The following is a 23,381-nucleotide window of genomic DNA, read 5'->3' on the forward strand; positions in this document are numbered from 1 at the left end:
TCGCCCGCATGCATACCCCTTCCCGCGATCATCTCCCCATCCTCGGCTGCATCCCCGGCAGCCACCCGCAGCGGGGCTTCAGCCTGCTGCAGGTGATGCTGCTGCTGATGCTGGTCGGCGTGGCCGTCGCCGCAGGCGCGCTGCTGCTCAATGCCCGGCGCCCGGCCGAACAGGCCGTCCAGCAGCAGGAATACCTGCGCTGGGCCGATGATGCGCTGGCGGCCTATGCCGCCGCGCACGCCCGCCTGCCCTGCCCGGCCACGCGTTGGACCGAGGATCCGGCCGCGGTCATCGAGGACTGCAGTGCCGAGGCCGGCACCAGCAATGCGGTCGGCTTCCTGCCCATCGCGTTGTTGCCCGGCGCGCGCGAGATGGGGGCCGGCGCCGCGCCGATCCGCTACTCGGTCTCGCGGGGCGTCACCGGCATCGCCGCCGGCGGCACCAGTGCCCGCCAGCCCGCGCTGTCGGCGACCGGCGATCCGTTCATCCCGCTCGACCCGAGCGGCGAGCCCTTCGAGGACTACGTGGACCCGGCCGAAGGACACGGCAACGGCCTGGACTTCTGCGCCGCGCTGGACCAGAACGCGCTGCCCGGGGCCACCGCGGACACGTACGCCACCAGCACCGACGCCCAGGGCAATGCCCTCAACATCGCCTATGGGCTGGTCGCCGCCGGCCCCGTCGCCGGAACCCAGGGCCGCTTCGACAGCGCTGCCTCGGCCGCATTGCCCAGCCCGGCCCGGCCCGGCGACATCGACTACGACGATCGCACCCGCCTGCGTACCTTCGCCTCGCTGGCACCGCTGGTCGGCTGCCGCCAGTACGCGGCGGTGGCCGCCGCCGACGCCCCCACCAACGTCTCGCTGCTGTCGATGGAAGTGCTGGCCGGCGCGGTCGCCAACCACGCCACGGTGGCCGACTTCCAGGAAACCAACCTGGGCAACGGCGAGGCCCAGGTGCGTGATGCGGCGTTCGCCCAGGCCATGGCCATCACCGGGTTGACCCTGAGCGTGCTCGGCGCGGTCGACATCTTCGACTCGGCGGTCTGGAACGCCATCTCGCTGACCACCTCGGTGATCACCTGCATCGCCTCGCTAGGCACGGTCTGCGTCGGCGTGCCATTCGACACCGCCGCCGTCATCATCAGTGCCATCGCCATCAGCTACTCCGCCGCCGCGGTGGCGCTGAACTCGGCGGCGCTGGCCCCGATCGGGCTGGCGCTGGATGCCAACGTCAAGGCGCGTGACCGTGCCGCGGCATCGATCAAACCCGCCACCTCGTCCGTCGCCGACGTGCTGGAGACCATGCGCCAGACGCTGTACGGCGGCACCCGCGAGTACTGCAAGCAACGCCTGGACCCGAAGACCAAGCTCCCCGTGCAGAAGAAGGACAGCAACGGCGAGCCGGTGTGGCAGGCCAACGGCGCGCCGGAGTTTGAATGCGACTGGGTGACCGAGGACCAGCCCGGCATGGCCGCGCAGATCGACAGCGCCAAGGCGGTCGAGGCCAAGCTGGTCGATGCCGCCGCGGTATACCAGGACAAGCGCATGTCGCACTTCAGCGACACCTGGATCTCCTATCGCATGCACCTGGGCAACTCCGCCGGCAAGTACAAGGAAACCGTATGCGTGGCCGCCACCGGTGGCAGCTACGATTATGTCAACGGCAGCTGCGTCGTGCTGCCCACCGAGAGCCACGTGGGCGGCTACACCTGGGTGACCCGCTTCAAGCCGATCGCCTACCAGGACGCCCGCAGCAAGCGCGACCTGGCCCAGCGGTGGGCCGACATCCAGCGCACGGTGGAAGAGCTGGAAAGCGCCTACCAGCAGAAGGTGGACGCCGTGAAGCAATGGGTGAAGCTGGTCGACAGCGCGCACAAGGACGCCGAGGACATCTGCCGGCAGGCCACCAACGCCGAAAGCCAGCAGGTCTGCCGCAACTCGCGCGACAAGGTGACCTACATGCGCAGCTGCACCTACACGGTCATCAACGACGACGGCAGCACCGCCATCGTCGATGAGATGCACCCGCCCGCCGGCCAGGAGATGAACGAAGGCGCCCAGTGCACGCCCATGCTCGAGCGCGACCGCGACCTGACCAAGGCGGCGCTGGATGACGCCAAGCAGCGGCGCACCAGCGCCAAGTCCAACTACGACAGCCAAAGCTCGCCCTACCTCCAGTACCCGGGCGATTGGAGCAAGGCCATGATGGAGATCGATGGCGAGCAATCCACGTTCACCTGGATTTCCGGCACCATCCGCCGCTATGCCGACATGCCGACCGACGGCAGCAATGGCCAGCGCCTGATCGAGGACATCAACTACGACGGTGATTTCCGCTGCGTGCTTGACCCCGGCAGATGCGGCACCGAGAAGAGCACCTATTCCTATGCGCGTGCCTACTCGGACTGGGTGCGTGCAAGGGATGCCGCCGCCGAAGCCACGCGCAACCGCATCGAGAACGAAACCCGCTTCAAGGAACTGGAAGCCCAGTACAACGCACTGAAGGACATGGCCCCGCCTGGCTCCGTCGAGGACTACAGCATCGCCGTGGGTGCCGGCGCCATCCTCAGCAAGGCCGACACGCGCGGCGCGGTCGGCGCCCGCAAGGCAAGCCCATGAGCGGCCCGTGCGTGCGGCGGCAACGCGGCTTCAGCCTGGTCGAGATCGCCGTGGCCCTGCTCATCGCCGGCCTGGTCAGTGCGGTGGTGTTCACCCTGATCCCGATCGGTGGGCAGGTACTCAGGGCCGACCACGACGAACGCCTGCTCGCGCAGGCCGAACAAGCGCTGCTCGGCCATGCCCGCGCGAAGCTGCACCTGCCGGCGGCCGACAGCGATGGCGACGGGCGCCCCGATCCGGGCAGTACCTCGGGCTGGTTGCCGGTGCGCGAGCTCGGCCTGCCGGGTGACGCGCGCATCCTCTACAGCGCCCATGCCGCGCTGCTGGCGGCGCCGGGCAACGTGTATGCACCGCACCTGGCCGGCGCGGAGGTCAGCTCGCCGACCAACGGGTTGGACCTGTGCCTGCACCTGCAGCAGGTCCAGGCCAATGGCACCCCGTTGGCCGGGTTGTCCATGCCGGCGGCCTACGCGCTGGGCATGCCGAACGAACGCGGCCAGGTCGGCGACGCCCAGGCCGCCGCGCGCGCGCTGGCGCTGCCGGGTGCCGCGCCCGTGGCCGGCAGCCTTCCCGGCCTCACGCTGGCCGCCGGCGTCGGCGAGCTGTCCAGCCGGCTGGCCTGCGCCGACCGCCTCGGCCGCGCACAGGGCGCGGCCCAGTCCGCCGCCGCGGCCTACAGTATCGCCGAGGTGGCACAGTTCAACTACCGCTTCCGCAAGTTCGACGTGCGCACCAACGAAGCGCTGCTCAAGGCCGCCGAGACCGGCGTCGCCGCCGCGGCCGCGTCACTGGCATTCGCGATCTTCGACGAAGCCATCGCGGTGTTCCTGACCACCACCGGCAATTTCGAAACCGGCTTCAAGATCGCGTTGGCGGTGATGGAACACGCCAATGCACTCGCGTCCGTCGGCTATGCCGTCTTCCTGGTGAAGATGGCCGATGACGACCTCAAGGGCGCGCGCGAGTCCCTGGCCACGGCCAAGGACATCGCCACCCGTGCCAGCACCCGCAACGACCTGGCCGCGCACGCGCGCGACCAGGCGCTGCAACAGGCCAAGGCCTTGGACATCGCGGGGATCGACAAATGACACACCGGCAGATCCGTGTGCCGCGCCGCAGGCCGGCGGGCTTTTCGCTGATCGAACTGACCATCGCCTTGGTGGTGCTGGGCATCATCGGGGTGTTCCTGGCCCGTTGGCTGATGCAGAGCAACCAGGAGGCCCGGCAGGTCACCCAGCGCAGCCTGCTGCAACGCGCCGACGATGCGCTGTTGGCCTACGCCGCCGCCAATCATCACCTGCCGTGCCCGGCCACCGGTGACAGCGGCGTCGGCGACTGCAGTCTCGCCCAGGGCTTCCTGCCCTACCGCGAGTTGGGTTTGCCGGACCAGCGCGCCGCACGGATCGCCTATGGCGTATTCCGCGACAACGCCCTGTCCGGGGTGGACCCGGACATCGCCAGCATCGACGCCGACCTCACCCGTGCGGTGGACCGCGCGCCGTCCCTGCAGATGCTCAACAACGCCACCAGCAACAGCGTGGCCGCGCTGGTCAAGCTGCAGGACACCTGCGCCACGCACCCGGAAGCGGGCTGCGCGTCGGTGCCGAACCTGCAGGTCAACGGGCTGGACTTCTGCTACGCGCTGCGCAGCGGCATGAACGCCACCGGCAAGGACAGCTTCCTGCACAGCCGGCGCACCGAAGGTGCCGGCAGCGCGGTGCTCGGCAACATCGCCTACGCGCTGGCCACCACCTCGCTGGACGCGGCGGCCCCAACGGACCCGGCGATCGACTCCCCGCGCGCCGGCAGCAACGTCGGCCAGCTGCGCCGGGCCGTCGGCTTCGAACAGCTGTGGAGCCGCCTGCGCTGCGGCGAGGCCACCGGCGCGGCCCTGCACGCGCATGCCAATGCCGCCGTCGCCGCCGCGCTCAACGTGCCGGCGATGGTCGACTACAAGGAGCAGCTCTCCATCATGACCGAGCTCGCCGAGGCCGGGAACAAGAGCGCCGACGCCGACATCGTGCTGGCCACCGGGCAGATCGCCTCGGCGGTCGCCGGTATGTTCGACACCGCCTCGGAGGTCAGCCAGACCAAGTTCGTGTGGACCTGGCGCACCGGCTTCGCCGCCGCCGGCCTGGGCAGCGCGATCGGCGGCGTGGTCGCCGCCGCCGCGATGAAGGGCATCGCCGTATCCAACGTCAACATCGCGCGGACCACCGAGAGCGCCTTCGGCACCGGGCAACCTACCGGCTCGGATGCGGACCAGACCGTCTACGCGCTGGACCAGAAGGCCCCGGTCATCGCCCGCCGGGTGGACCTGGAAGCGCGCCGCGCCGACCTGCTCGGGCTCTCCCCCGGCAAGGCCCAGCATGACGCGGCCGACGCACTGCGCTGAGCCTGCCGGCGGCCACCGGCCTGCCACCGCTGCAACAGGCGAAGGGCGTGCCTGCGCACGCCCTTCACTGCCACCACGAGGGGAGATCGGGGCGTTACCCCAGCACCACGCCGCTGATCCGCCCGCGCTCCATCCGCAATCCGGACGTCACCTCGCCGGCCAGCGCGCCGACCCCGTTGGAGATCTGCGCGAGCAGCTGGCGCAGTTCCACGCTGGTGTCCAACCCCAGTTCGGCGCGGAGCATGACTTCGAACCGCTGGTACGCCTTCACCGCCGCCGCCCGCATGCCTCCCCCGGCATGGGCCCGCATCACCCGCTGGGCATGCGCCTCGTTCCACGGGTCATGCAGGCTCAGCGAACGCGCCATCATCGCCGCGCGCTCCCACTGCTGGCTGGCCAGCAGCTCGTCACAGCACTTCTCCGCCGCGTCGATCAGGCGACCGTCCAGCTCCTGGCGGGTGGTTTCCAGCCAGCTGTGGAAGTCGATGCCGGCGATGTCATCCATCCCGTCGAGGAAGCAGCTCTGCCGCGCCAGCATGTACACGGCCTGGCAGGGCGCCAGCTGCAGCAGGTCGATGTCGAAGCGCACCTGGTCGTCGCGGAACAGCCCCACGCTGCCGCGCTCGATGCGCAGGGCGTCCGGTCCCAGTGCGTTGCTGCAGTAGCGGTTGAGGTTGCTCAGTACCTGGCGCAGGTTGGTCAGCGCGCTGGTTTCGCTCAGCGACGGCCACAGCAGGGCCGCCAGCGCGATGCGCGAATGCTTGCGGTTCGACTCCACCGCCAGGTAGCCCAGCAGTGCCCAGCCCTTGCGGTAGATCAACGGTGCCGGCAACCCCTGGCTGGCGCCCATCAGCTGGACCAGCCCACGTTCGGTCGCCACGTGCACGCCGCCGCAGGATGCTTCGCACCCGGCGTGCGCCGCCTGTTCCGATACCAATGCCATGATTTCCCCCGGATGGGCCTCAGCCATTGAGCCCCTTACCTGTTAAACCGGCAAAAGCGTCCCGATCCCATCACCCCGGCACGAAAAACGTTCACGCGCGCTCGACAAACGCCCGATTCCCGCGCAACGCGGGCGCTGCCAAGCCGCGCCGCGCGTAGGTTTCAACCGCAACCAAGCAGCCGTGGCGGGGCTTGCGCGCCGTTCACCGGCAATCACAACTGCAAGCATTGACAGCGCCGGCGGACGGTGGTTATCTCGACCCCATGCTGCAACGCCACAACGCCACCGCCCACCTGACTTCGACCCCGGCTTCCGCCGCGGCGTCGCTGCTCGTACTCGTACTTATTACCGAGCCAACAGGTGCGGGGCAGACTGGCGCGTAGCAGAAAAACAGCCAGATTCGACTAAAGACCCCGCGCCGACCCCGGTGCGGGGTTTTTCGTTTCCAGCTTCTATTTCATCTGAAACCATGTATCCGACCGATTCCACCATGCACAAACACACCGCCTGCAACGCCCCGTGCGCCGCATCGGTCTGCATGGCGATCGCCCTCCCCGACCCGGCCGCCGCGTCCTGACGCGACGGCCGTTTCTTTTTTTCACTGCACGTTTTCTCTTCATCGCAAGGAACCCAAGCACCATGAGCACCAACGAACTGCCCCAGATCAAAATCGCCGTCATCGGTTACGGCAGCCAGGGCCGCGCCCATGCACTGAACCTGCGTGAATCCGGTTACGACGTGGTCGTGGGCCTGCGCGCCGGTGGCCCGACCGAAGCCAAGGCCCAGGCTGACGGCTTCACCGTCAAGGCGCCGGCCGAGGCGGTCAAGGAGGCCGACCTGGTCGCCGTGCTGACCCCGGACATGGTGCAGAAGAAGCTCTACAACGACGTGCTCGCGCCGAACATGAAGCAGGGTGCCTGCCTGCTGTTCGCCCATGGCCTGAACGTGCATTTCGGCATGATCGCGCCGCGCGCGGATCTGGACGTGGTGCTGGTCGCGCCGAAGGGCCCGGGTGCGCTGGTCCGTCGCGAGTACGAGATCGGCCGCGGCGTGCCGTGCATCTACGCCGTCTACCAGGACACCAGCGGCAAGGCCGAGCAGTTCGCGCTGGCCTACGCCGCCGGCCTGGGCGGCGCGCGCGCCAACATCATCAAGACCACCTTCAAGGAAGAGACCGAGACCGACCTGTTCGGCGAGCAGGCCGTGCTGTGCGGTGGTGCGTCCTCGCTGGTGCAGGCCGGTTTTGAAACGCTGGTCGAAGCCGGCTACCAGCCGGAGATCGCCTACTACGAAGTGCTGCACGAACTGAAGCTGATCGTGGACCTGTTCTACGAAGGCGGCATCACCCGCATGCTGGAGTTCATCTCCGAGACCGCGCAGTACGGCGACTTCGTCAGCGGCCCCCGCGTGATCGATGCCTCGGTCAAGGCGCGCATGAAGGATGTGCTGACCGACATCCAGAACGGCACCTTCACCCGGAACTGGGAAGCCGAGTACGACGCCGGCCTGCCCAACTACAAGAAGTTCCAGCAGGCCGACAAGGAGCATCCGATCGAGAAGGTCGGCAAGGAACTGCGCGCCAAGATGGTCTGGTTGCAAGGTCAGACCGCGTAATCACGCGGCGGTCCCCCACCCGCTTAACGCAAAGGTCGCTGCATGAACACTTCCACCCACGATGCGCCACGCAACGGCGCACGCTGGCTGACGCAGGCCCTGGAGGCCGAAGGCGTGCAAACGCTGTTCGGCTACCCAGGTGGCACCATCATGCCGTTCTACGACGCACTGGTGGATTCCAGCCTCAAGCACATCCTGGTACGCCACGAGCAGGGCGCGGCGCTGGCCGCCAACGGCTATGCCCGCGCCAGTGGCAAGGTAGGCGTGTGCGTGGCCACCTCCGGCCCGGGGGCCTCGAACCTGGTCACCGGCATCGCCGATGCGATGCTCGACTCGGTGCCGATGGTGTGCCTGACCGGCCAGGTCGGCACGCCGCTGCTAGGCACCGATGCGTTCCAGGAACTGGATGTGTTCGGCATGACCATGCCGATCGTCAAGCACAGCTGGCTGGTGCGCAGCGTCGATGAGCTGCCGCACGTGGTGGCCGAAGCGTTCCGCCTCGCCCGCGAGGGGCGTCCCGGCCCGGTCCTGATCGACCTGCCCAAGAACGTGCAGCTGGCCGATGCCTCGCATCTGCCCGACCACGTGCCGGCGGCGGTCGAGCCGGTGCCGGCCCCAGCCGCCGAACGCCTGGCCGAGGCACTGGCCGCCATCGCCCAGGCCGAGAAGCCGGTGATCTACGGCGGTGGCGGTATCGCCCTGGCCGATGCGGTGGAGGATTTCCGCCAGTTCGTCGAGGCCAGCGGCATCCCGACCGTGCTGACCCTGCGTGGCCTGGGCGCACTGCCGGCCAACCATCCCCAGTACCTGGGCATGCTGGGCATGCACGGCACCCGTGCGGCCAACATGGCGGTGCAGGAGTCGGACCTGCTGGTCGTGGTCGGTGCACGTTTCGACGACCGCGCCACCGGCAAGCTGGCCGAGTTCGCCCCGTTCGCACGGGTCATCCACCTGGATGCCGATGTCTACGAGATCTCCAAGCTGCGCGGTGCCGACATCCCGGTGCCGGGCAATGTCCGCGACGGCCTGCGCGCCCTGGCCGGCGAACGCGCCCACTGCAACGCCTGGCGGGCCCGCTGCGCCGCCAACCGCGAGAAGTTCACCGCCCGCTACGACGCACCCGGCGAGCAGATCTACGCCCCGCGCCTGCTCAAGCGCCTGAGCGAAGTGGCCCCGCCGGACACCGTCATCGCCTGCGACGTCGGCCAGCACCAGATGTGGGTGGCCCAGCATTGCCGCTTCAACGACCCGCGCAACCACCTGACCTCCGGTGCGCTGGGCACGATGGGCTTCGGCCTGCCGGCGGCGATGGGCGCGCAGTTCGCCTGCCCGGACCGCACCGTGGTGCTGGTCTCCGGCGATGGCAGCTTCATGATGAACGTGCAGGAGCTGGTGACCATCGCCCGCTGCAAGCTGCCGATCAAGATCGTGCTGCTGGACAACTCCTCGCTGGGCATGGTGCGCCAGTGGCAGGAGCTGTTCCATGCCGAGCGCTACAGCGAGATCGACCTGTCCGACAACCCGGACTTCGTCGCGCTGGCGCAGGTGTTCGGCATCCAGGCCAGGCGCATCATCCACCGCAACGACGTCGAGGACGGCCTGGCCGAACTGTTCGACGCCCCCGGCCCGATGCTGCTGCACGTGGCCATCGATGCCCGCGCCAACGTCTGGCCGCTGGTGCCGCCGAACAACGCCAACAGCACCATGCTGGACAGCAACCCCGCCCACGCCAAGGCAACGCAGGAGAGTTCCAATGCAATACCGGCTTGACCTGGTGCTGAAGCCTGCCGAGGGCGCGCTGGTGCGCGTGATCGGCATGGTCGAACGCCGCGGCTTTTCCTTCAGCAACATCGCCGGCAGCCGCAACGCCGACGATGCCGGACGCTGGCACGTGCAGATGGACATCGACGGCACCCGGCCGCCGGAAACCCTGCGCCACCAGCTGGAAAAGGTCTACGACTGCGAATCGGTACGCGTGGTACCGATCGCCGGTGCCAGCGCATGAACAGCGACGTAGGTGTACGACCGGGGAATCGGGAGCAGGGGCTGCAGGCCCCGCGTGCCAATGCGGCACGGGTACAACGGAGGCGTCTTCTTCAACGCTCCGGCCACGACCTTCACCCCCGGTTCCCCGTTCCCCGTTCCCCGCTCCACGGCCACCTCGATGCCTGATCGTGGCCGCCCCGTCGTAACCGCCGAACCCACGGGCGAGATGCACGTCAGCGTCGCCGACGTGCTGGCCGCGCAGGCACGCCTGCGCCGCTTCCTGCCGCCCACCCCGCTGCACTACGCCGAACGCTTCGGCACCTGGCTCAAGCTCGAGAACCTGCAGCGCACCGGCTCCTACAAGGTCCGTGGCGCACTGAACGCGATGCTGGCCGCGCTGGAACGCGGTGACGAACGCCCGGTCATCTGCGCCTCGGCCGGCAACCACGCCCAGGGCGTGGCCTGGGCGTCGTTCCGCCTCGGCGTGCAGGCAATCACGGTGATGCCGCATGGCGCGCCGGACACCAAGATCGCCGGCGTCCAGCATTGGGGCGCCACCGTGCGCCAGCACGGCACCAGCTACGACGAGGCCTATGCCTTCGCCTGCGAGCTGGCCGAACACCATGGCTATCGCTTCCTGTCCGCCTTCGACGACCCGGACGTGATCGCCGGCCAGGGCACGCTGGGCATCGAGCTGGCCCCGCATGCACCGGACGTGGTGATTGTGCCGATCGGCGGCGGCGGCCTGGCCTCCGGCGTGGCGCTGGCGCTGAAGTCACAGGGCGTGCGCATCATCGGCGCGCAGGTCGAGGGCGTGGACTCGATGGCCCGCGCGATCAAGGGCGACGTGCGCGAGATCGCCCCGGTGTCCACGCTGGCCGACGGCGTCAAGGTCAAGATCCCCGGCTTCCTCACCCGCCGCCTGTGCGCCAGCCTGCTCGACGACGTGGTCATCGTGCGCGAGGCCGAACTGCGCGAAACCCTGGTGCGGCTGGCGCTGGAGGAACACGTCATCGCCGAGGGTGCCGGTGCGCTGGCGCTGGCCGCCGGCCGCCGCGTGGCCGGCAAGCGCAAGTGCGCGGTCGTCTCCGGCGGCAACATCGATGCCACTGTGCTGTCCACGCTGCTGTCCGAAGTCCGCCCGCGGCCACCGCGCAAGCCCCGACGGCGCAACGGCGAGCGACTTAGAAGCCGCGCCACCTCGCCCCCGCCACGCACCCTCAAATCCGATTCCCCGCCCATTTCCGTTACCGCTGTCGAGGAGACCCTCTGGTGAATACTCCAACCAACAACACCCCGCGAATTACCATCTTCGACACGACCCTGCGTGACGGCGAACAATCCCCGGGCTGCAGCATGACCCCACCGCAGAAGCTGGTGATGGCGCGCGCCCTGGCCGAGCTGGGCATGGACGTGATCGAAACCGGTTTCCCGGCAAGTTCCCAATCCGACCGCGAGGCGATGGCGCTGATCGGCCGCGACGTCCGTGGCCCGGTGCTGGCGGTGCTGTCGCGCTGCCTGGCCGCCGACATCGAGACCTCGCTCAAGGCGCTGGAGGCGGCGGCGCGTCCGCGCCTGCACCTGTTCCTGTCGACCAGCCCGCTGCACCGCGAGCACAAGCTGCGCATGAGCAAGGAGCAGGTGCTGGAGTCGGTGCACAAGCACGTGACGATGGCCCGCGGCCATGTCGACGACGTGGAGTTCTCGGCCGAGGACGCCACCCGCACCGAACTGGACTTCCTGACCGAAGTCGCCCAGGTCGCCATCGCCGCCGGCGCGCGCACCATCAACCTGCCCGACACGGTCGGCTTCACCACGCCGGACGAAATCCGTGCGATGTTCCAGCACGTGATCGGCCATGCCGCCGGCGCCGACAAGGTGATCTTCAGCGCCCATTGCCACAACGACCTGGGCCTGGCCGTGGCCAACTCGCTGGCCGCCATCGAAGGCGGCGCACGCCAGGTCGAAGGCTCGATCAACGGCATCGGCGAGCGCGCCGGCAACTGCGCGCTGGAAGAAATCGCGATGGTGCTCAAGGTACGCAATGCCTTCTACAACTTCGACACCGGCTTCGACACCCAGCGCATCGTGCCCACCTCGCAGCTGCTGCAGCGCCTGGTCGGCATGCCGGTCCAGCGCAACAAAGCCATCGTCGGTGCCAATGCGTTCGCACACGAGTCCGGCATCCACCAGCACGGCATGCTGCGCAACCGCAACACCTACGAAATCATGCGCCCGGAGGACGTGGGCTGGGAGTCCTCGCAGATGGTGCTGGGCCGCCACAGTGGCCGCGCCGCGGTCGAAGCCCGCCTGCGGGCGCTGGGCTACTGGCTGGAAGAGGAAGAACTGAAGTTGGTGTTCGAGCAGTTCAAGGCCTTGTGCGAGCAGCAACGCGTGGTCACCGACGCCGACCTGCAGACCCTGATGCAGGGCACCTCCAGCAGCGACGGCTACCGCCTGGCCTCGATGACCATCAGCGACGTCGGCAGCCGCGCCAACGCACTGGTCGAGCTATCCGATCCGGAAGGCAACCGCGTGGCCGAGACCGCACAGGGCGATGGCCCGGTGGATGCGCTGTTCTCGGCGTTGTCGGCCGCCACCGGTATCCAGCTGACCCTGGACAGCTATCACGTGCACAGCGTCGGCATCGGCGCCGATGCGCGCGGCGAAGCCAACCTCAGCGTCCGCCACGAAGGCGAGATCCTGGAAGGCACCGGCACCAGCCGTGACATCATCGAGGCCAGCGCACTGGCCTGGCTGGATGTCACCAACCGCCTGCTGCGCCAGCGCGAGAGCGCACAGACCCAGGAAGCCGTCAGCGCCTGAGCGCGACGGCCCCTCATAGGCAACGGAACCAGAAAGCAATGAGCTCCGCACCCAAGACCCTGTATGACAAGCTGTGGGACGCGCATGTCGTCGTCCCCGAATCGGACAGCGCGCCGGCCGTGCTGTACATCGACCTGCACCTGATCCACGAAGTCACCTCGCCACAAGCCTTCACCGAACTGCGCGAGCGCGGCCTGAAGCCGCGCCGCCCGGACCGCACCAAGGCGACGATGGACCACTCCACCCCGACCCTGCCGGCCGGCCCTGACGGCAAGCTGCCGTATGCGAGCAAGGCTTCCGAGGCCCAGGTGGAGATGCTGGCCAAGAACTGCGCCGAGTACGGCATCGAGCTGTTCGACCTGGCCTCGGCCAACCGCGGCATCGTCCACGTCATCGCCCCGGAGCAGGGCTTCACCCAGCCGGGCATGACCATCGTCTGCGGTGACAGCCACACCTCCACGCACGGCGCGTTCGGCTCGCTGGCCTTCGGCATCGGCACCAGCGAGGTCGGCCACGTGCTGGCCACGCAGTGCCTGCTGCAGCGCAAGGCAAAGACCATGTCGATCACCGTTGATGGCGCGCTGTCGCCCGGCGTTGGTGCCAAGGACGTGGTGCTGCACATCATCGGCGTGATTGGCGTCAACGGCGGTACCGGCCACGTGCTGGAGTTCCGTGGCTCGGCGATCCGCGCGATGGACATGGAACAGCGCATGACCCTGTGCAACATGTCGATCGAAGCCGGCGCGCGTGCCGGCATGGTCGCGCCGGACCAGGTCACGTTCGACTGGGTTGCCAATACCCCGCGTGGCCCGAAGGGCGACGCGTTCGATGCCGCCGTCGCCCACTGGAAGACCTTGAACAGCGATGTCGGCGCGCGCTTCGATGCCGAAGTGCACATCAATGCCGCCGACATCCGCCCGACCCTGACCTGGGGCACTCACCCGGGCACCGCCATCGCCGTGGATGCGCCGATCCCGGCCGCCAACGACGCGGCCGCGCAGAAGGGCCTGGACTACATGAAGTTCGAGGCCGGCCATGCGTTGGCCGGCACGCCGGTGGACGTGGTGTTCGTCGGCTCATGCACCAACGGCCGCCTGAGCGACATGCGCGAAGTGGCGCAGGTGCTGCGCGGGCGCCGCGTCGCCGAGGGCGTGCGCATGCTGGTGGTGCCGGGTTCGGAGATCGTCAAGCGCGACGCCGAGGCCGAAGGCATCCACGAGATCGTGCGTGCGGCCGGCGCCGAGTGGCGCGAGCCGGGCTGTTCGATGTGCATCGCCATGAACGGTGACTTGGTCGCACCGGGGCAACTGGCGGTGAGCACCAGCAACCGCAATTTCGAAGGCCGCCAGGGCCCGGGCTCGCGCACCCTGCTGGCCTCGCCGATGAGCGCGGCCTGGGCCGCGGTCAACGGCCACGTCGCCGACCCGCGTGAACTGTTTGCCAAGGAGGTGGCCTGATGGCCGCACTGACCCGGATCGTTTCGCGCAGCGTGGTGCTGCGCCAGACCAACATCGACACCGACCAGATCATCCCGGCGCGGTTCCTGTCCACCACCGAGCGTGCCGGGCTGGGCAAGAACGCGTTCAACGACTGGCGTTGGCAGGCCGACGGCTCGCCGAACCCGGAGTTCGCCTTCAACCAACCGGGGAATGCAGGGCGCTCGATCCTGCTGGCCGGTCGCAACTTCGGCTGCGGCTCCTCGCGCGAGCATGCGCCGTGGGCGCTGACCGACCTGGGCCTGCGCGCCATCGTCAGCAGCGAGATCGCCGACATCTTCCGCGGCAACTCGCTGAAGAACGGCCTGCTGCCGATCGTGCTGGACGAGGCCGACGTGCAGGAACTGATGCAGCACCCGGACGACGAACTGACCGTGGACGTTGCCGCACGCGAACTGCGTACGTCATCCGGCAAGGCCTATGCGTTCCCGCTGGATGGCTTCTCGCAGACCTGCCTGCTGGAAGGCGTGGACCAACTGGGCTGGCTGCTGGGCCGCGTGCCCGAAATCGAAGCCTACGAGGCTGCACGCGCAGCGTGAACCATAAACCCTTCTCCCTCCGGGAGAAGGTGCCCCGAAGGGGCGGATGAGGGTAAGCGCGGCGACTGCGGCCAGACACAACGCATGGTCCTCCCTACCCTTTCCCAACCCCTCTCCCACAGGGAGAGGGGCTTCAAAAGAACAGCAATCGGAAGCCCTACATGCAAGCCAACATCGTCGTACTGCCGGGTGACGGCATCGGCCCTGAAATCACCGTCGCCGCCGTGGACGTGCTCAAGGCCATCGCCGCGCGCTTCGGCCACAGCTTCACCTTCAGCGAACACGACATCGGCGGCATCGCCATCGACAACCACGGTGAGCCGCTGCCGGCCAGCACCCTGGAGGCCTGCAGCAAGGCCGATGCGGTGCTGCTCGGTGCCGTGGGCGGCCCGAAGTGGTCCGACCCGAACGCCAAGGTGCGCCCGGAACAAGGCCTGCTGGCCATCCGCAAGGCGCTGGGCCTGTACGCCAACCTGCGCCCGGTGCGCACGCATCCGGCAGCGCTGAATGCTTCGCCGATCAAGCCCGAGCTGCTCACCGACGTGGACTTCATCGTCGTGCGCGAGCTCACCGGCGGCATCTATTTCGGCGACAAGACCCGCGATGCCGACAGTGCCAGCGACCTGTGCCGCTACACCACGGTCGAGATCGAACGCGTGCTGCGCAGTGCCTTCCGCCTGGCGCAGCAGCGTCGCGGCAAGCTCACCTCGGTGGACAAGGCCAACGTGCTGGAAACCTCGCGGCTGTGGCGCGACACCGCCGCGCGCATCGGCCGCGAGGAATTCCCGGACGTCGAACTCGAACACCAGCTGGTCGACTCGATGGCCATGCACCTGATCGCCAAGCCACGCGCCTACGACGTGATCGTCACCGAGAACATGTTCGGGGACATCCTCACCGACGAGGCCTCGATGCTGGCCGGCTCGCTGGGCCTGCTGCCATCGGCCTCGCTGGGCCAGGAAGGCAAGGTCGGCATCTACGAACCCATCCACGGCTCGGCACCGGACATCGCCGGCATGGGCATCGCCAACCCCTACGCCACCATCCTCAGCGCGGCGATGCTGCTGCGCCATTCGCTCGGGCTGGAGGCTGAAGCGGCGGCGATCGAACTGGCCGTCACCGCCGCACTGGATGGCGGCCACTTCACCGCCGACCTGGCCGCGCAGGGCCAGGCGCTCAGCACCGGCCAGGCCGCCCAGGCCGTGCTTGCCCAACTGCAGAAATGACATCCGGACGCGGCCTTTGGGCCGCGTCTTTTTTTGGCGGCCCCTTGTCGCCCGGTGGATAGACAGCCTTTCCCTTATTGGATCCCCGTTTTCGGATCCCCCCATCCTTGAGGAATGCCCTTGAACTACCGTAGCCCCGACGACTTCCTGGCCCACGTGGCCAAGCGCGACCCGCACCAGCCCGAGTTCCTGCAGGCGGTGAAGGAGGTGACCCTCAGCCTGTGGCCGTTCCTGCAGCAGAACCCGAAGTACACCCGCTACGGGTTGCTGGAACGCCTGGTCGAGCCGGAGCGCGTGATCCAGTTCCGCGTCGCCTGGGCCGACGACAAGGGCCAGACCCACGTCAACCGGGCCTGGCGCGTGCAGCACAGTTCGGCGATCGGCCCGTTCAAGGGCGGCATGCGTTTCCACCCGTCGGTGAACCTGTCCATCCTCAAGTTCCTGGCCTTCGAACAGACCTTCAAGAACGCACTGACCACGTTGCCGATGGGCGGCGGCAAGGGCGGCTCGGACTTCGACCCCAAGGGCAAGAGCGACGGCGAGGTGATGCGCTTCTGCCAGGCGCTGATGCTGGAGCTGTACCGCCACCTGGGTCCGGACACCGACGTGCCGGCCGGTGATATCGGCGTGGGCGCGCGCGAGGTCGGCTTCATGGCCGGCATGATGAAGAAGCTCAGCAATGATGCGTCCTGCGTGTTCACCGGCAAGGGCCTGGCCTACGGCGGCAGCCTGATGCGGCCGGAGGCCACCGGTTTCGGCACGGTCTACTTCGTCGAGCAGATGCTGCACCACGCCCGCCGCGAAACGCACGGGGCCAAGGTGCTGATCTCCGGCTCCGGAAACGTCGCCCAGTTCGCGGCGATCAAGGCCGCCGAACTCGGCGCGCGCGTGCTGACCTTCTCCGATTCCGGCGGCACGCTGTACGCGCGCGACGGCTTCGACGAGGACGGCCTGCAGGCGGTGATGACCCTGAAGAACGAGCGCCGGGGCCGCCTGTCCGAGCTGGCCGACGATGCGCGCTTCGAGTTCCTCCCCGACCGCCGCCCGTGGCATATCCCGGCCGACATCGCCCTGCCCTGCGCCACCCAGAACGAACTGGACGAAACCGATGCGCGCACGCTGGTCAGCAACGGCGTGCTGTGCGTGGCCGAAGGCGCCAACATGCCTTCGACGCTGGAAGCGGTGGACGTGTTCCTGCACGCCGGCACGTTGTACGCGCCGGGCAAGGCCAGCAATGCCGGCGGCGTGGCGACCTCGGGCCTGGAGATGAGCCAGAACGCGCTGCGCCTGTCTTGGCGCCATGCCGACGTGGACGAGCGCCTGCACGTGATCATGAAGGAGATCCACGCCAACTGCGTGCGCCATGGCGTGCGCGCCGATGGCAGCGTCAACTACGTCGACGGCGCCAACATCGCCGGCTTCGTCAAGGTCGCCGACGCGATGCTGGCACAGGGCCTGTACTGAGCCTGCCGCCAACGCCGCGCCGTGCGACACGCACGGCGCCTTGGCCCCGGCCGCAACTCAATGCGCGACGCGGTTGCGGCCTTCGTGCTTGGCGCGATACAGCTGGCGGTCCGCCGCCGCCAGCAGGGTCCGCACGGTCTGCTGCCCCGGGCCCAGGCTGGCCAGGCCCATGCAGACGGTGATATGGGTGTCCGCGCCCAGTTCCTCCAGGCGCAACCGCGCCAGCTGCATGCGTACCGCCTGCAGCTGTTCGGCCGCGGCCGGCAACGACATGCCGCGCAGCACGATCAGGAACTCCTCGCCGCCATGGCGTGACACGAACTGGTTCTCGCCCAGCTGCAGCTGCAGCAGGCTGGCGACGTCACGCAACACCTGGTCACCGGCCTCATGCCCGTGGCCGTCGTTGATCTGCTTGAAATGGTCGATGTCCAGCAGCGCCACGTGCAGCGGCGCACCGTCGCGCTCGGCCTCGCGCATGGCCTGCTGCAGGTAGGCATCACCGGCGCGCCGGTTCGGCAGGCCGGTCAGCACGTCATGCATGGCCATGTGTTCCAGCCGCCGCAGCAGGTGGTCGCGCTCGGCGTCGGCCTGCTGCAGCGCGCGGTTCTTCTCGCTCAGCTCCTGCGTCCGCGCCGCGATCTCGGTGCTGAGCAGGCGTTGCCGGCGGCGGTAGCTGGCCGTGCGCCAGGCCACCAGGACCAGCACCAGCCCGAGCAGTGCCACCACGCCCATCGCCATCACCCACGGCCGCCGCCAGTACGGCGTGGCCACGCTCAGCTGCAGGCGTGCTTCGCCGACGCGGCGCGCATCCTGCCAATCCAGCGGCAGGGTCATCGCCTGCACCCGCAGCTGGTAATTGCCCGGGGCCAGGTTGGTGTACACCGCCTCGGTACGCTCGCCGGCCTCGACCCAGTCGGCGTCGAAGCCCTCCAGCCGGTAGCGGTAGCGCATCTTGTCCGGCGCACGGAACCCCAGCCCCGTGTAGGCGACCTCGATCCGCTCCACTTCCGGCGGCAACGCATAGCGTTCCTGCGGAGCCTGCGGCGTGCCGTCGATCACCACCCCTTCGATCACCACCGGCGACCGGCGCAGGCGGGCGTTGCCGTCCACGCGCAGCGGGTCGATCACCGCCAGCCCTTCGGCGGTGGGAAACATCAGGCGCCCGTCACGGGCGAGCCAACCGGCCGGCGAGGACGCACCGTTGGCCTGGCTGCTCGGCATGCCGTCGGTGTGGTCGATCACATGCACCGCCAACTGGCTGCGCGCCCCTGCCGCCACCCCGACCAGGTCATTGCGGTCGAGCCGGAACACGCCCTGGTTGCTGGGCAACCACAAGTGCCCGCGGCCGTCGTCGATGATGCGGAACACCTTGTCGCGCGGCAGGCCCCTGCGGTGGTCGAACACCTGCACGTCCAGCCCGCGCTTGCGCAGCAGGCCATGGTCGGTGGCGATCCACAGGTCGCCGTTGCCATCGCCGAGGAAATCGAACACGTAACTGGCCGGGAAACCGCTCTGCACCGACCAGCTCTGCAGCTTGCCATCGGCGCCGAACGAGGCCATGCCTGCATTGGTCCCGATCCACAACACGCCGCCGGCATCGCGGTACAGCGCATGCACCGCCGCGCCGGGCAAGCCTTCCTCCAGCCCGTACCGGCGGAGGTGACCATCGCGGTAATGGAACAGCCCTTCGGCGCTGCCGATCCACAGCCCGCCATCGGCATCCACGCACAGCGCGCGCACCAGCGGCTGCACCGTGCCCGGCAGCACCACCTGCTGCCGCACCGTGCCATCGGCGTCCAGACGCAACACGCCGTGGTTGTAGGTACCCGCCCACAGCGTGCCGGGGGCCACCGCCAACGCCAGCACCGAGGCATCGCGACGGGCACCGGGAACCAGCAGGACCCGCCGCAGCTGCCCGCCATCGAGCCGGTCCAGCCCCTCGGAGTGGCCGATCCACACCGTGCCATCGGCGGACTGGATGACCGCGCGGACGTAGTTCGAACCCAGCCCCTCGGTCTCGGTCAGCCCCTGTGCGGCGCCTTCGTCGATCCGGAACAGGCCATCGGTGCTTCCGGCCCAGACCAGTCCTTCGCGGTCGATCATCAGCGCCGGGCTGACCTGGCCGGGGATGGCGATGCGCTCGCGCTGGCCTGCGCCGAAGCGTTCCAGTCGTCCGGCCGAGAGGCTCAACCACAGGTCGCCGCCGGCATCGCGGCGCAGCCGCTCCACGCGCTCACCGGGGTACAGGTGCTCGCGCGTGCCATTACCGCGCAGCCAGTGTACGCCGTCATCGGCCGCGACCAGCCAACCGCCCTTTCCATCTCCCACCAGGTCACGCACCACCCAGCCGGCGCTGTCCTGCCAGGCCGTTGCCTGACTGCCCCGGAGCTGGAACACGCCACGCTCGGTGGCCACCAGCATCGTGCCATCGGCCGACTGCGCCAGGGCGGTGATGGTGGCTTCGGGCAGGCCCGGGGACAGGCCGACGTCGCGCAGCTCGCCCTCGGTGGACAACCGCAACAACCGTTCCTTCGCGCCCACCCACAGGGTGCCGTCGGCGTCGCGCAGCAAGGCGGTGATCGACAGGTGGCGGGCCTGCTCCCCGCCGAGCGCTTCCCAGCGCCCGCGGTGGTAGCGGTACAGGCCGTCGTTGATGGTGCCGAACAGCATGCCGCCGTCGCGGTCGGCCAGCAGGGTGGGCACGCCGGACAGCTCCACGCCCGGGGTGTTCTGGCGGTCGAACACGGTGAAGCTGCGGCCGTTGAAGCGGACCACGCCTTCCCACGTCCCCAGCCAGATGAACCCTTCGTTGTCCTGCGCGACCGCCTGCACCAGGTTGTGCGGCAGCCCCTGCTCCATGTCCCAACCGGCCACGGTGTGGCGCGCGGCCTGCGCCAGCGGCGCGGCCAGCACCGCCAGCAGCACCGCCAGCAGCACCCACAGGCAGCACCCGGCGACCCGCGCGATGGCGCGGGTGACGGGGTTCGGGAAATGGTGAAGCGGTCTGGGCAAACCTGCCTCCCGCAGGTCCTCCCGGCCAGCGGCCGGCCGCTTCAATTTAGCATTCCGGCGTGAGATCCGCCCCTTCCAGGGACGGATCTCCCACCCCTTACTGGGTCGCTTCGTCCGGGCGCACCCGGAACCAGGCCGCGTACAGCGCCGGCAGGAACACCAGGGTCAGCACCGTGCCGACGATCAGCCCGCCCATGATCGCGATCGCCATCGAGCCATAGAAGGCACTGCGCGAGAGCGGGATCATCGCCAGCACCGCGGCCAGCGCGGTCAGCACGATCGGCCGGAAGCGGCGCACGGTGGCGTCGATGATCGCGTGCCAGCGGTCGTGCCCGGCGTCGATGTCCTGCTGGATCTGGTCGATCAGGATCACCGAGTTGCGCATGATCATGCCGGCCAGCGCGATCGTGCCCAGCATCGCCACGAAGCCGAACGGCGCGCGGAAGATCAGCAGGAACAGGGTCGCACCGATGATGCCCAGCGGCGCGGTGACGAACACCATCGCCGCCCGCGAGAAGCTGCGCAGCTGCAGCATCAGCAGCGTGGCCACCACCACCAGGAACAGCGGCATGCCGGCATTGATCGAGTTCTGGCCACGGGCCGAGTCCTCCACGGTGCCGCCGGTCTCCAGCAGGTAGCCGTCCGGCAGCTCGGCGCGGATGCCTTCCAGCGTCGGCAGCAGCTGCTGCACCACCCCCACCGGCAACATGCTGTCGCCGATGTCGGCGCGCACGGTGACGGTCGGCAGGCGGTTGCGGTGCCAGATGATGCCGTCCTCGAACACCTGCTCCAGGCGCGCCACCTGCGACAGCGACACCGGCTTGCCGCTGCTGGTGGGAATGGCCAGGCTGCCCAGCATCTCCAGGTGCGCGCGCTCGTCCTCCGGGCCGCGCAGCAGCATGCCGATCTGGCGGTTGCCTTCACGGTAGGTGCTGACGCTGGTGCCGGACAACGAACTGCTCAGGAACTGCGCCAGCTGCGCGCTGCTCACGCCCAGCGCGCGCGCACGGTCCTGGTCCACGACCAGCCGCACCACCTTGCTCGGCTCGCTCCAGTTGAGGTTGACGTTGGTGGTGTGCGGGTTCTCGCGCACCTTGTCCGCCACCTGCCGGGCAATGGCCTGCACCCGCTCGATGTGCTCGCCGGACACCCGGAACTGCACCGGGTAACCCACCGGCGGGCCGTTCTCCAGGCGGGTGACGCGCATCTGTACGTCGGAGAACTGCGGCACCACCTCCTTGAGCAGCCACTCGCGCACTTCCTCGCGGGCATGCGTGTCTTCGGCCAGCACCACGTACTGGGTGAAGTTGGTGGCCGGCAGCTGCTGGTCCAGCGGCAGGTAGAAGCGCGGCGAACCGGTGCCCACGTAGCCGACGAAGTTGGCGATGCCGGCATGGCCCTTGAGCAGGGCCTCGAACTTCTCGGCCTGGGCCTGGGTGGCGGTCAGCGAGGCCCCTTCGGCCAGCTCGATGTCCACCATCAGCTCCGGCCGGGTCGAATCGGGGAAGAACTGCTGCGGCACGAAGCGGAAGATCACCAGCGAGAACACGAACAGGCCGATGGTGGCGAAGATCACCAGCCAGCGGCGACGCAGGCAGGCGTCGAGGAAACGCCGGAAGCGCTGGTAGAACGCGGTGCCATACGGGTCATGGTCGTGCGTCAGTTCCTTCGGCGCGACCAGGTTGGCCAGCGCCGGGTTGCGGTCGGCCCAACGCTGGCGCAGCGCACGCACGCGGCCGGCGAGGCTGGTCGGCTTGGGCGGCTGCGGGTTGTGCAGGTCCGGCAGCATCTTGTCGCCCAGGTACGGGATGAACAGCACCGCGGCCACCCAGGACACCAGCAGGGCGATGGTCACCACCTGGAACAGCGAGCGGGTGTACTCACCGGTGCTCGATGCCGCCGTGGCGATCGGCAGGAAGCCGGCGGCGGTGATCAGGGTGCCGGTCAGCATCGGGAAGGCGGTGGACTCCCAGGCGAAGCTGGCCGCACGCATGCGGTCGTAGCCCTGCTCCATCTTGGTGGCCATCATCTCCACCGCGATGATCGCATCGTCCACCAGCAGGCCCAGCGCCAGCACCAGCGCGCCCAGCGAGATCTTGTGCAGGCCGATGTCGAACTGGTGCATCAGGAAGAACGTCATCGCCAGCACCAGCGGGATCGACACCGCCACCACCAGGCCGGTGCGCAGCCCCAGCGAGAAGAAGCTCACCAGCAGCACGATCACCACCGCCTCGGTGAGCACCTTGACGAACTCGCCCACCGAATCCTTCACCGCATGCGGCTGGTCGGACACCTTGCGCAGTTCCATGCCCACCGGCAGGGTCTTCTGCAGGCGCGCGAACTCATCGTCCAGCGCCTTGCCGAGCTTGATGATGTCGCCGCCGTTCTTCATCGCCACCGCGATGCCGATGGCGTCCTCGCCCATGAAGCGCATCTTGGCCGAAGCCGGGTCGGCGAAGCCACGCTTGACCTGGGCGATGTCGCCCAGGCGCACGGTGCGGTCACCGGCGCGGATCGGGAAATCGCTGATCTCCTGCACCGAGTTGAACTGGCCGGTGATGCGCAGCTGCACGCGGTCACTGGCGGTCTCGAACCAGCTCGCCGGTGCCATCGCGTTCTGTTCGGACAGCGCCTGCTGGACCTGCTGCATCGACACGCCCAGCGTGGCCAGCTTGGTGTTGGACAGCTCGATCCACACCTTTTCGTCCTGCAGGCCGACCAGGTCGACCTTGCCGACATCGGCCACGCGCTGCAGCTCCAGCTGGATGCGGTCGGCGTAGTCGCGCATCACCGCGTAGTCGAAGCCCTTGCCGGTCAGCGCATAGATGTTGCCGAACGTATCGCCGAACTCGTCATTGAAGAACGGCCCGATCACCTCGGCCGGCAGCTGCGAGCGGATGTCGCCCACCTTCTTGCGCACCTGGTAGAACAGCTCCGGCACGTCCTTGGAGGCCATCGCGTCGCGGGCGCTGAAGATCACCTGCGATTCGCCCGGCCGCGAGTACGACTGGATGAACTCGAACTGCCCGGTGTTCATCAGCGCCTTCTCGATCGGCTCGGTCACCTGCCGCGACACCTGCTCGGCGGTGGCGCCCGGCCACGAGGTCTGGATCACCATGGCCTTGAACGTGAACGGCGGGTCCTCGGACTGCCCGAGGTGTTTGTAGGACCAGGTGCCGATGATCGCCAGGGCGATCATCATGAACAGCACCAGCGGGCGGTTGGTCAGTGCCCACTCGGAAAGATTGAAGCGGCGCAC

15 protein-coding genes are annotated in these 23,381 nt (G+C 68.6%); 12 read left to right on the forward strand and 3 right to left on the reverse strand.

Going from position 1 to position 23,381, the window contains the following annotated elements; translation table 11 throughout:
• Positions 1-8: 8 nt before the first annotated feature.
• From VA603_RS00730 to VA603_RS00740, 3 genes are read left to right on the forward strand one after another with little or no spacing between them, the layout of a single operon-like run.
• Positions 9-2,621 (forward strand): hypothetical protein, encoded by a 2,613-nt coding sequence (locus VA603_RS00730; protein ID WP_323437645.1) that lies wholly within the window; start codon positions 9-11, stop codon positions 2,619-2,621.
• A complete protein-coding gene (locus VA603_RS00735; protein ID WP_323437646.1) occupies positions 2,618-3,709 on the forward strand; it encodes a type II secretion system protein in 1,092 nt (363 codons plus the stop codon). The genes VA603_RS00730 and VA603_RS00735 overlap by 4 nt, the downstream gene beginning before the upstream one ends.
• The gene (locus VA603_RS00740) at positions 3,706-5,016 is read left to right on the forward strand and encodes a type II secretion system protein (protein WP_323437647.1); all 1,311 of its coding nucleotides are present in this window, start codon (positions 3,706-3,708) and stop codon (positions 5,014-5,016) included. Before VA603_RS00735 ends, VA603_RS00740 begins: the two co-directional genes overlap by 4 nt.
• A gap of 94 nt (positions 5,017-5,110) precedes the next feature.
• Here VA603_RS00740 and VA603_RS00745 read toward each other — a convergent pair whose 3' ends face one another.
• Positions 5,111-5,959 (reverse strand): AfsR/SARP family transcriptional regulator, encoded by an 849-nt coding sequence (locus VA603_RS00745; RefSeq protein WP_323437648.1) that lies wholly within the window; start codon positions 5,957-5,959, stop codon positions 5,111-5,113.
• 639 nt (positions 5,960-6,598) lie between these two features.
• Here VA603_RS00745 and ilvC point away from each other — a divergent pair.
• The 9 genes from ilvC (at position 6,599) to gdhA (ending at position 17,110) form a co-directional block, all read left to right on the forward strand.
• Positions 6,599-7,573, forward strand: a complete 975-nt coding sequence (gene ilvC, locus VA603_RS00750) for a ketol-acid reductoisomerase (protein WP_192287583.1) — start codon at positions 6,599-6,601, stop codon at positions 7,571-7,573.
• Positions 7,574-7,615: 42 nt separating this feature from the next.
• On the forward strand, positions 7,616-9,343 hold the full coding sequence (ilvG, locus tag VA603_RS00755; protein WP_323437649.1) for an acetolactate synthase 2 catalytic subunit: 1,728 nt from the start codon (positions 7,616-7,618) through the stop codon (positions 9,341-9,343).
• The gene (locus VA603_RS00760; protein WP_323437650.1) at positions 9,327-9,578 is read left to right on the forward strand and encodes an ACT domain-containing protein; all 252 of its coding nucleotides are present in this window, start codon (positions 9,327-9,329) and stop codon (positions 9,576-9,578) included. The genes ilvG and VA603_RS00760 overlap by 17 nt, the downstream gene beginning before the upstream one ends.
• Positions 9,579-9,737: 159 nt before the next feature.
• On the forward strand, positions 9,738-10,835 hold the full coding sequence (locus VA603_RS00765; protein WP_323437651.1) for a threonine dehydratase: 1,098 nt from the start codon (positions 9,738-9,740) through the stop codon (positions 10,833-10,835).
• Positions 10,832-12,385 carry a 2-isopropylmalate synthase gene (locus VA603_RS00770; RefSeq protein WP_425603633.1) on the forward strand — a complete coding sequence of 518 codons (1,554 nt, stop codon included), beginning with the start codon at positions 10,832-10,834 and terminating at the stop codon, positions 12,383-12,385. Before VA603_RS00765 ends, VA603_RS00770 begins: the two co-directional genes overlap by 4 nt.
• 38 nt (positions 12,386-12,423) lie before the next feature.
• Positions 12,424-13,842 (forward strand): 3-isopropylmalate dehydratase large subunit, encoded by a 1,419-nt coding sequence (leuC, locus tag VA603_RS00775; protein ID WP_323437652.1) that lies wholly within the window; start codon positions 12,424-12,426, stop codon positions 13,840-13,842.
• On the forward strand, positions 13,842-14,420 hold the full coding sequence (gene leuD, locus VA603_RS00780; RefSeq protein ID WP_323437653.1) for a 3-isopropylmalate dehydratase small subunit: 579 nt from the start codon (positions 13,842-13,844) through the stop codon (positions 14,418-14,420). Before leuC ends, leuD begins: the two co-directional genes overlap by 1 nt.
• A 161-nt stretch (positions 14,421-14,581) precedes the next feature.
• A complete protein-coding gene (gene leuB, locus VA603_RS00785; protein WP_323437654.1) occupies positions 14,582-15,646 on the forward strand; it encodes a 3-isopropylmalate dehydrogenase in 1,065 nt (354 codons plus the stop codon).
• Positions 15,647-15,760: 114 nt separating this feature from the next.
• The gene (gene gdhA / locus VA603_RS00790) at positions 15,761-17,110 is read left to right on the forward strand and encodes an NADP-specific glutamate dehydrogenase (protein ID WP_323437655.1); all 1,350 of its coding nucleotides are present in this window, start codon (positions 15,761-15,763) and stop codon (positions 17,108-17,110) included.
• 57 nt (positions 17,111-17,167) lie between these two features.
• Here gdhA and VA603_RS00795 read toward each other — a convergent pair whose 3' ends face one another.
• Together VA603_RS00795 and VA603_RS00800 are read right to left on the reverse strand one after the other, a co-directional pair.
• Positions 17,168-20,122 carry a diguanylate cyclase gene (locus VA603_RS00795; RefSeq protein WP_323437656.1) on the reverse strand — a complete coding sequence of 985 codons (2,955 nt, stop codon included), beginning with the start codon at positions 20,120-20,122 and terminating at the stop codon, positions 17,168-17,170.
• A 97-nt stretch (positions 20,123-20,219) separates the two neighbouring features.
• Positions 20,220-23,381: an efflux RND transporter permease subunit gene (locus VA603_RS00800; RefSeq protein WP_132865547.1), complete on the reverse strand. Its 3,162-nt coding sequence runs from the start codon at positions 23,379-23,381 to the stop codon at positions 20,220-20,222.

The sequence above is a fragment of the Stenotrophomonas capsici genome (genome assembly GCF_034961085.1).
GTDB classification, from domain to species: domain Bacteria; phylum Pseudomonadota; class Gammaproteobacteria; order Xanthomonadales; family Xanthomonadaceae; genus Stenotrophomonas; species Stenotrophomonas capsici.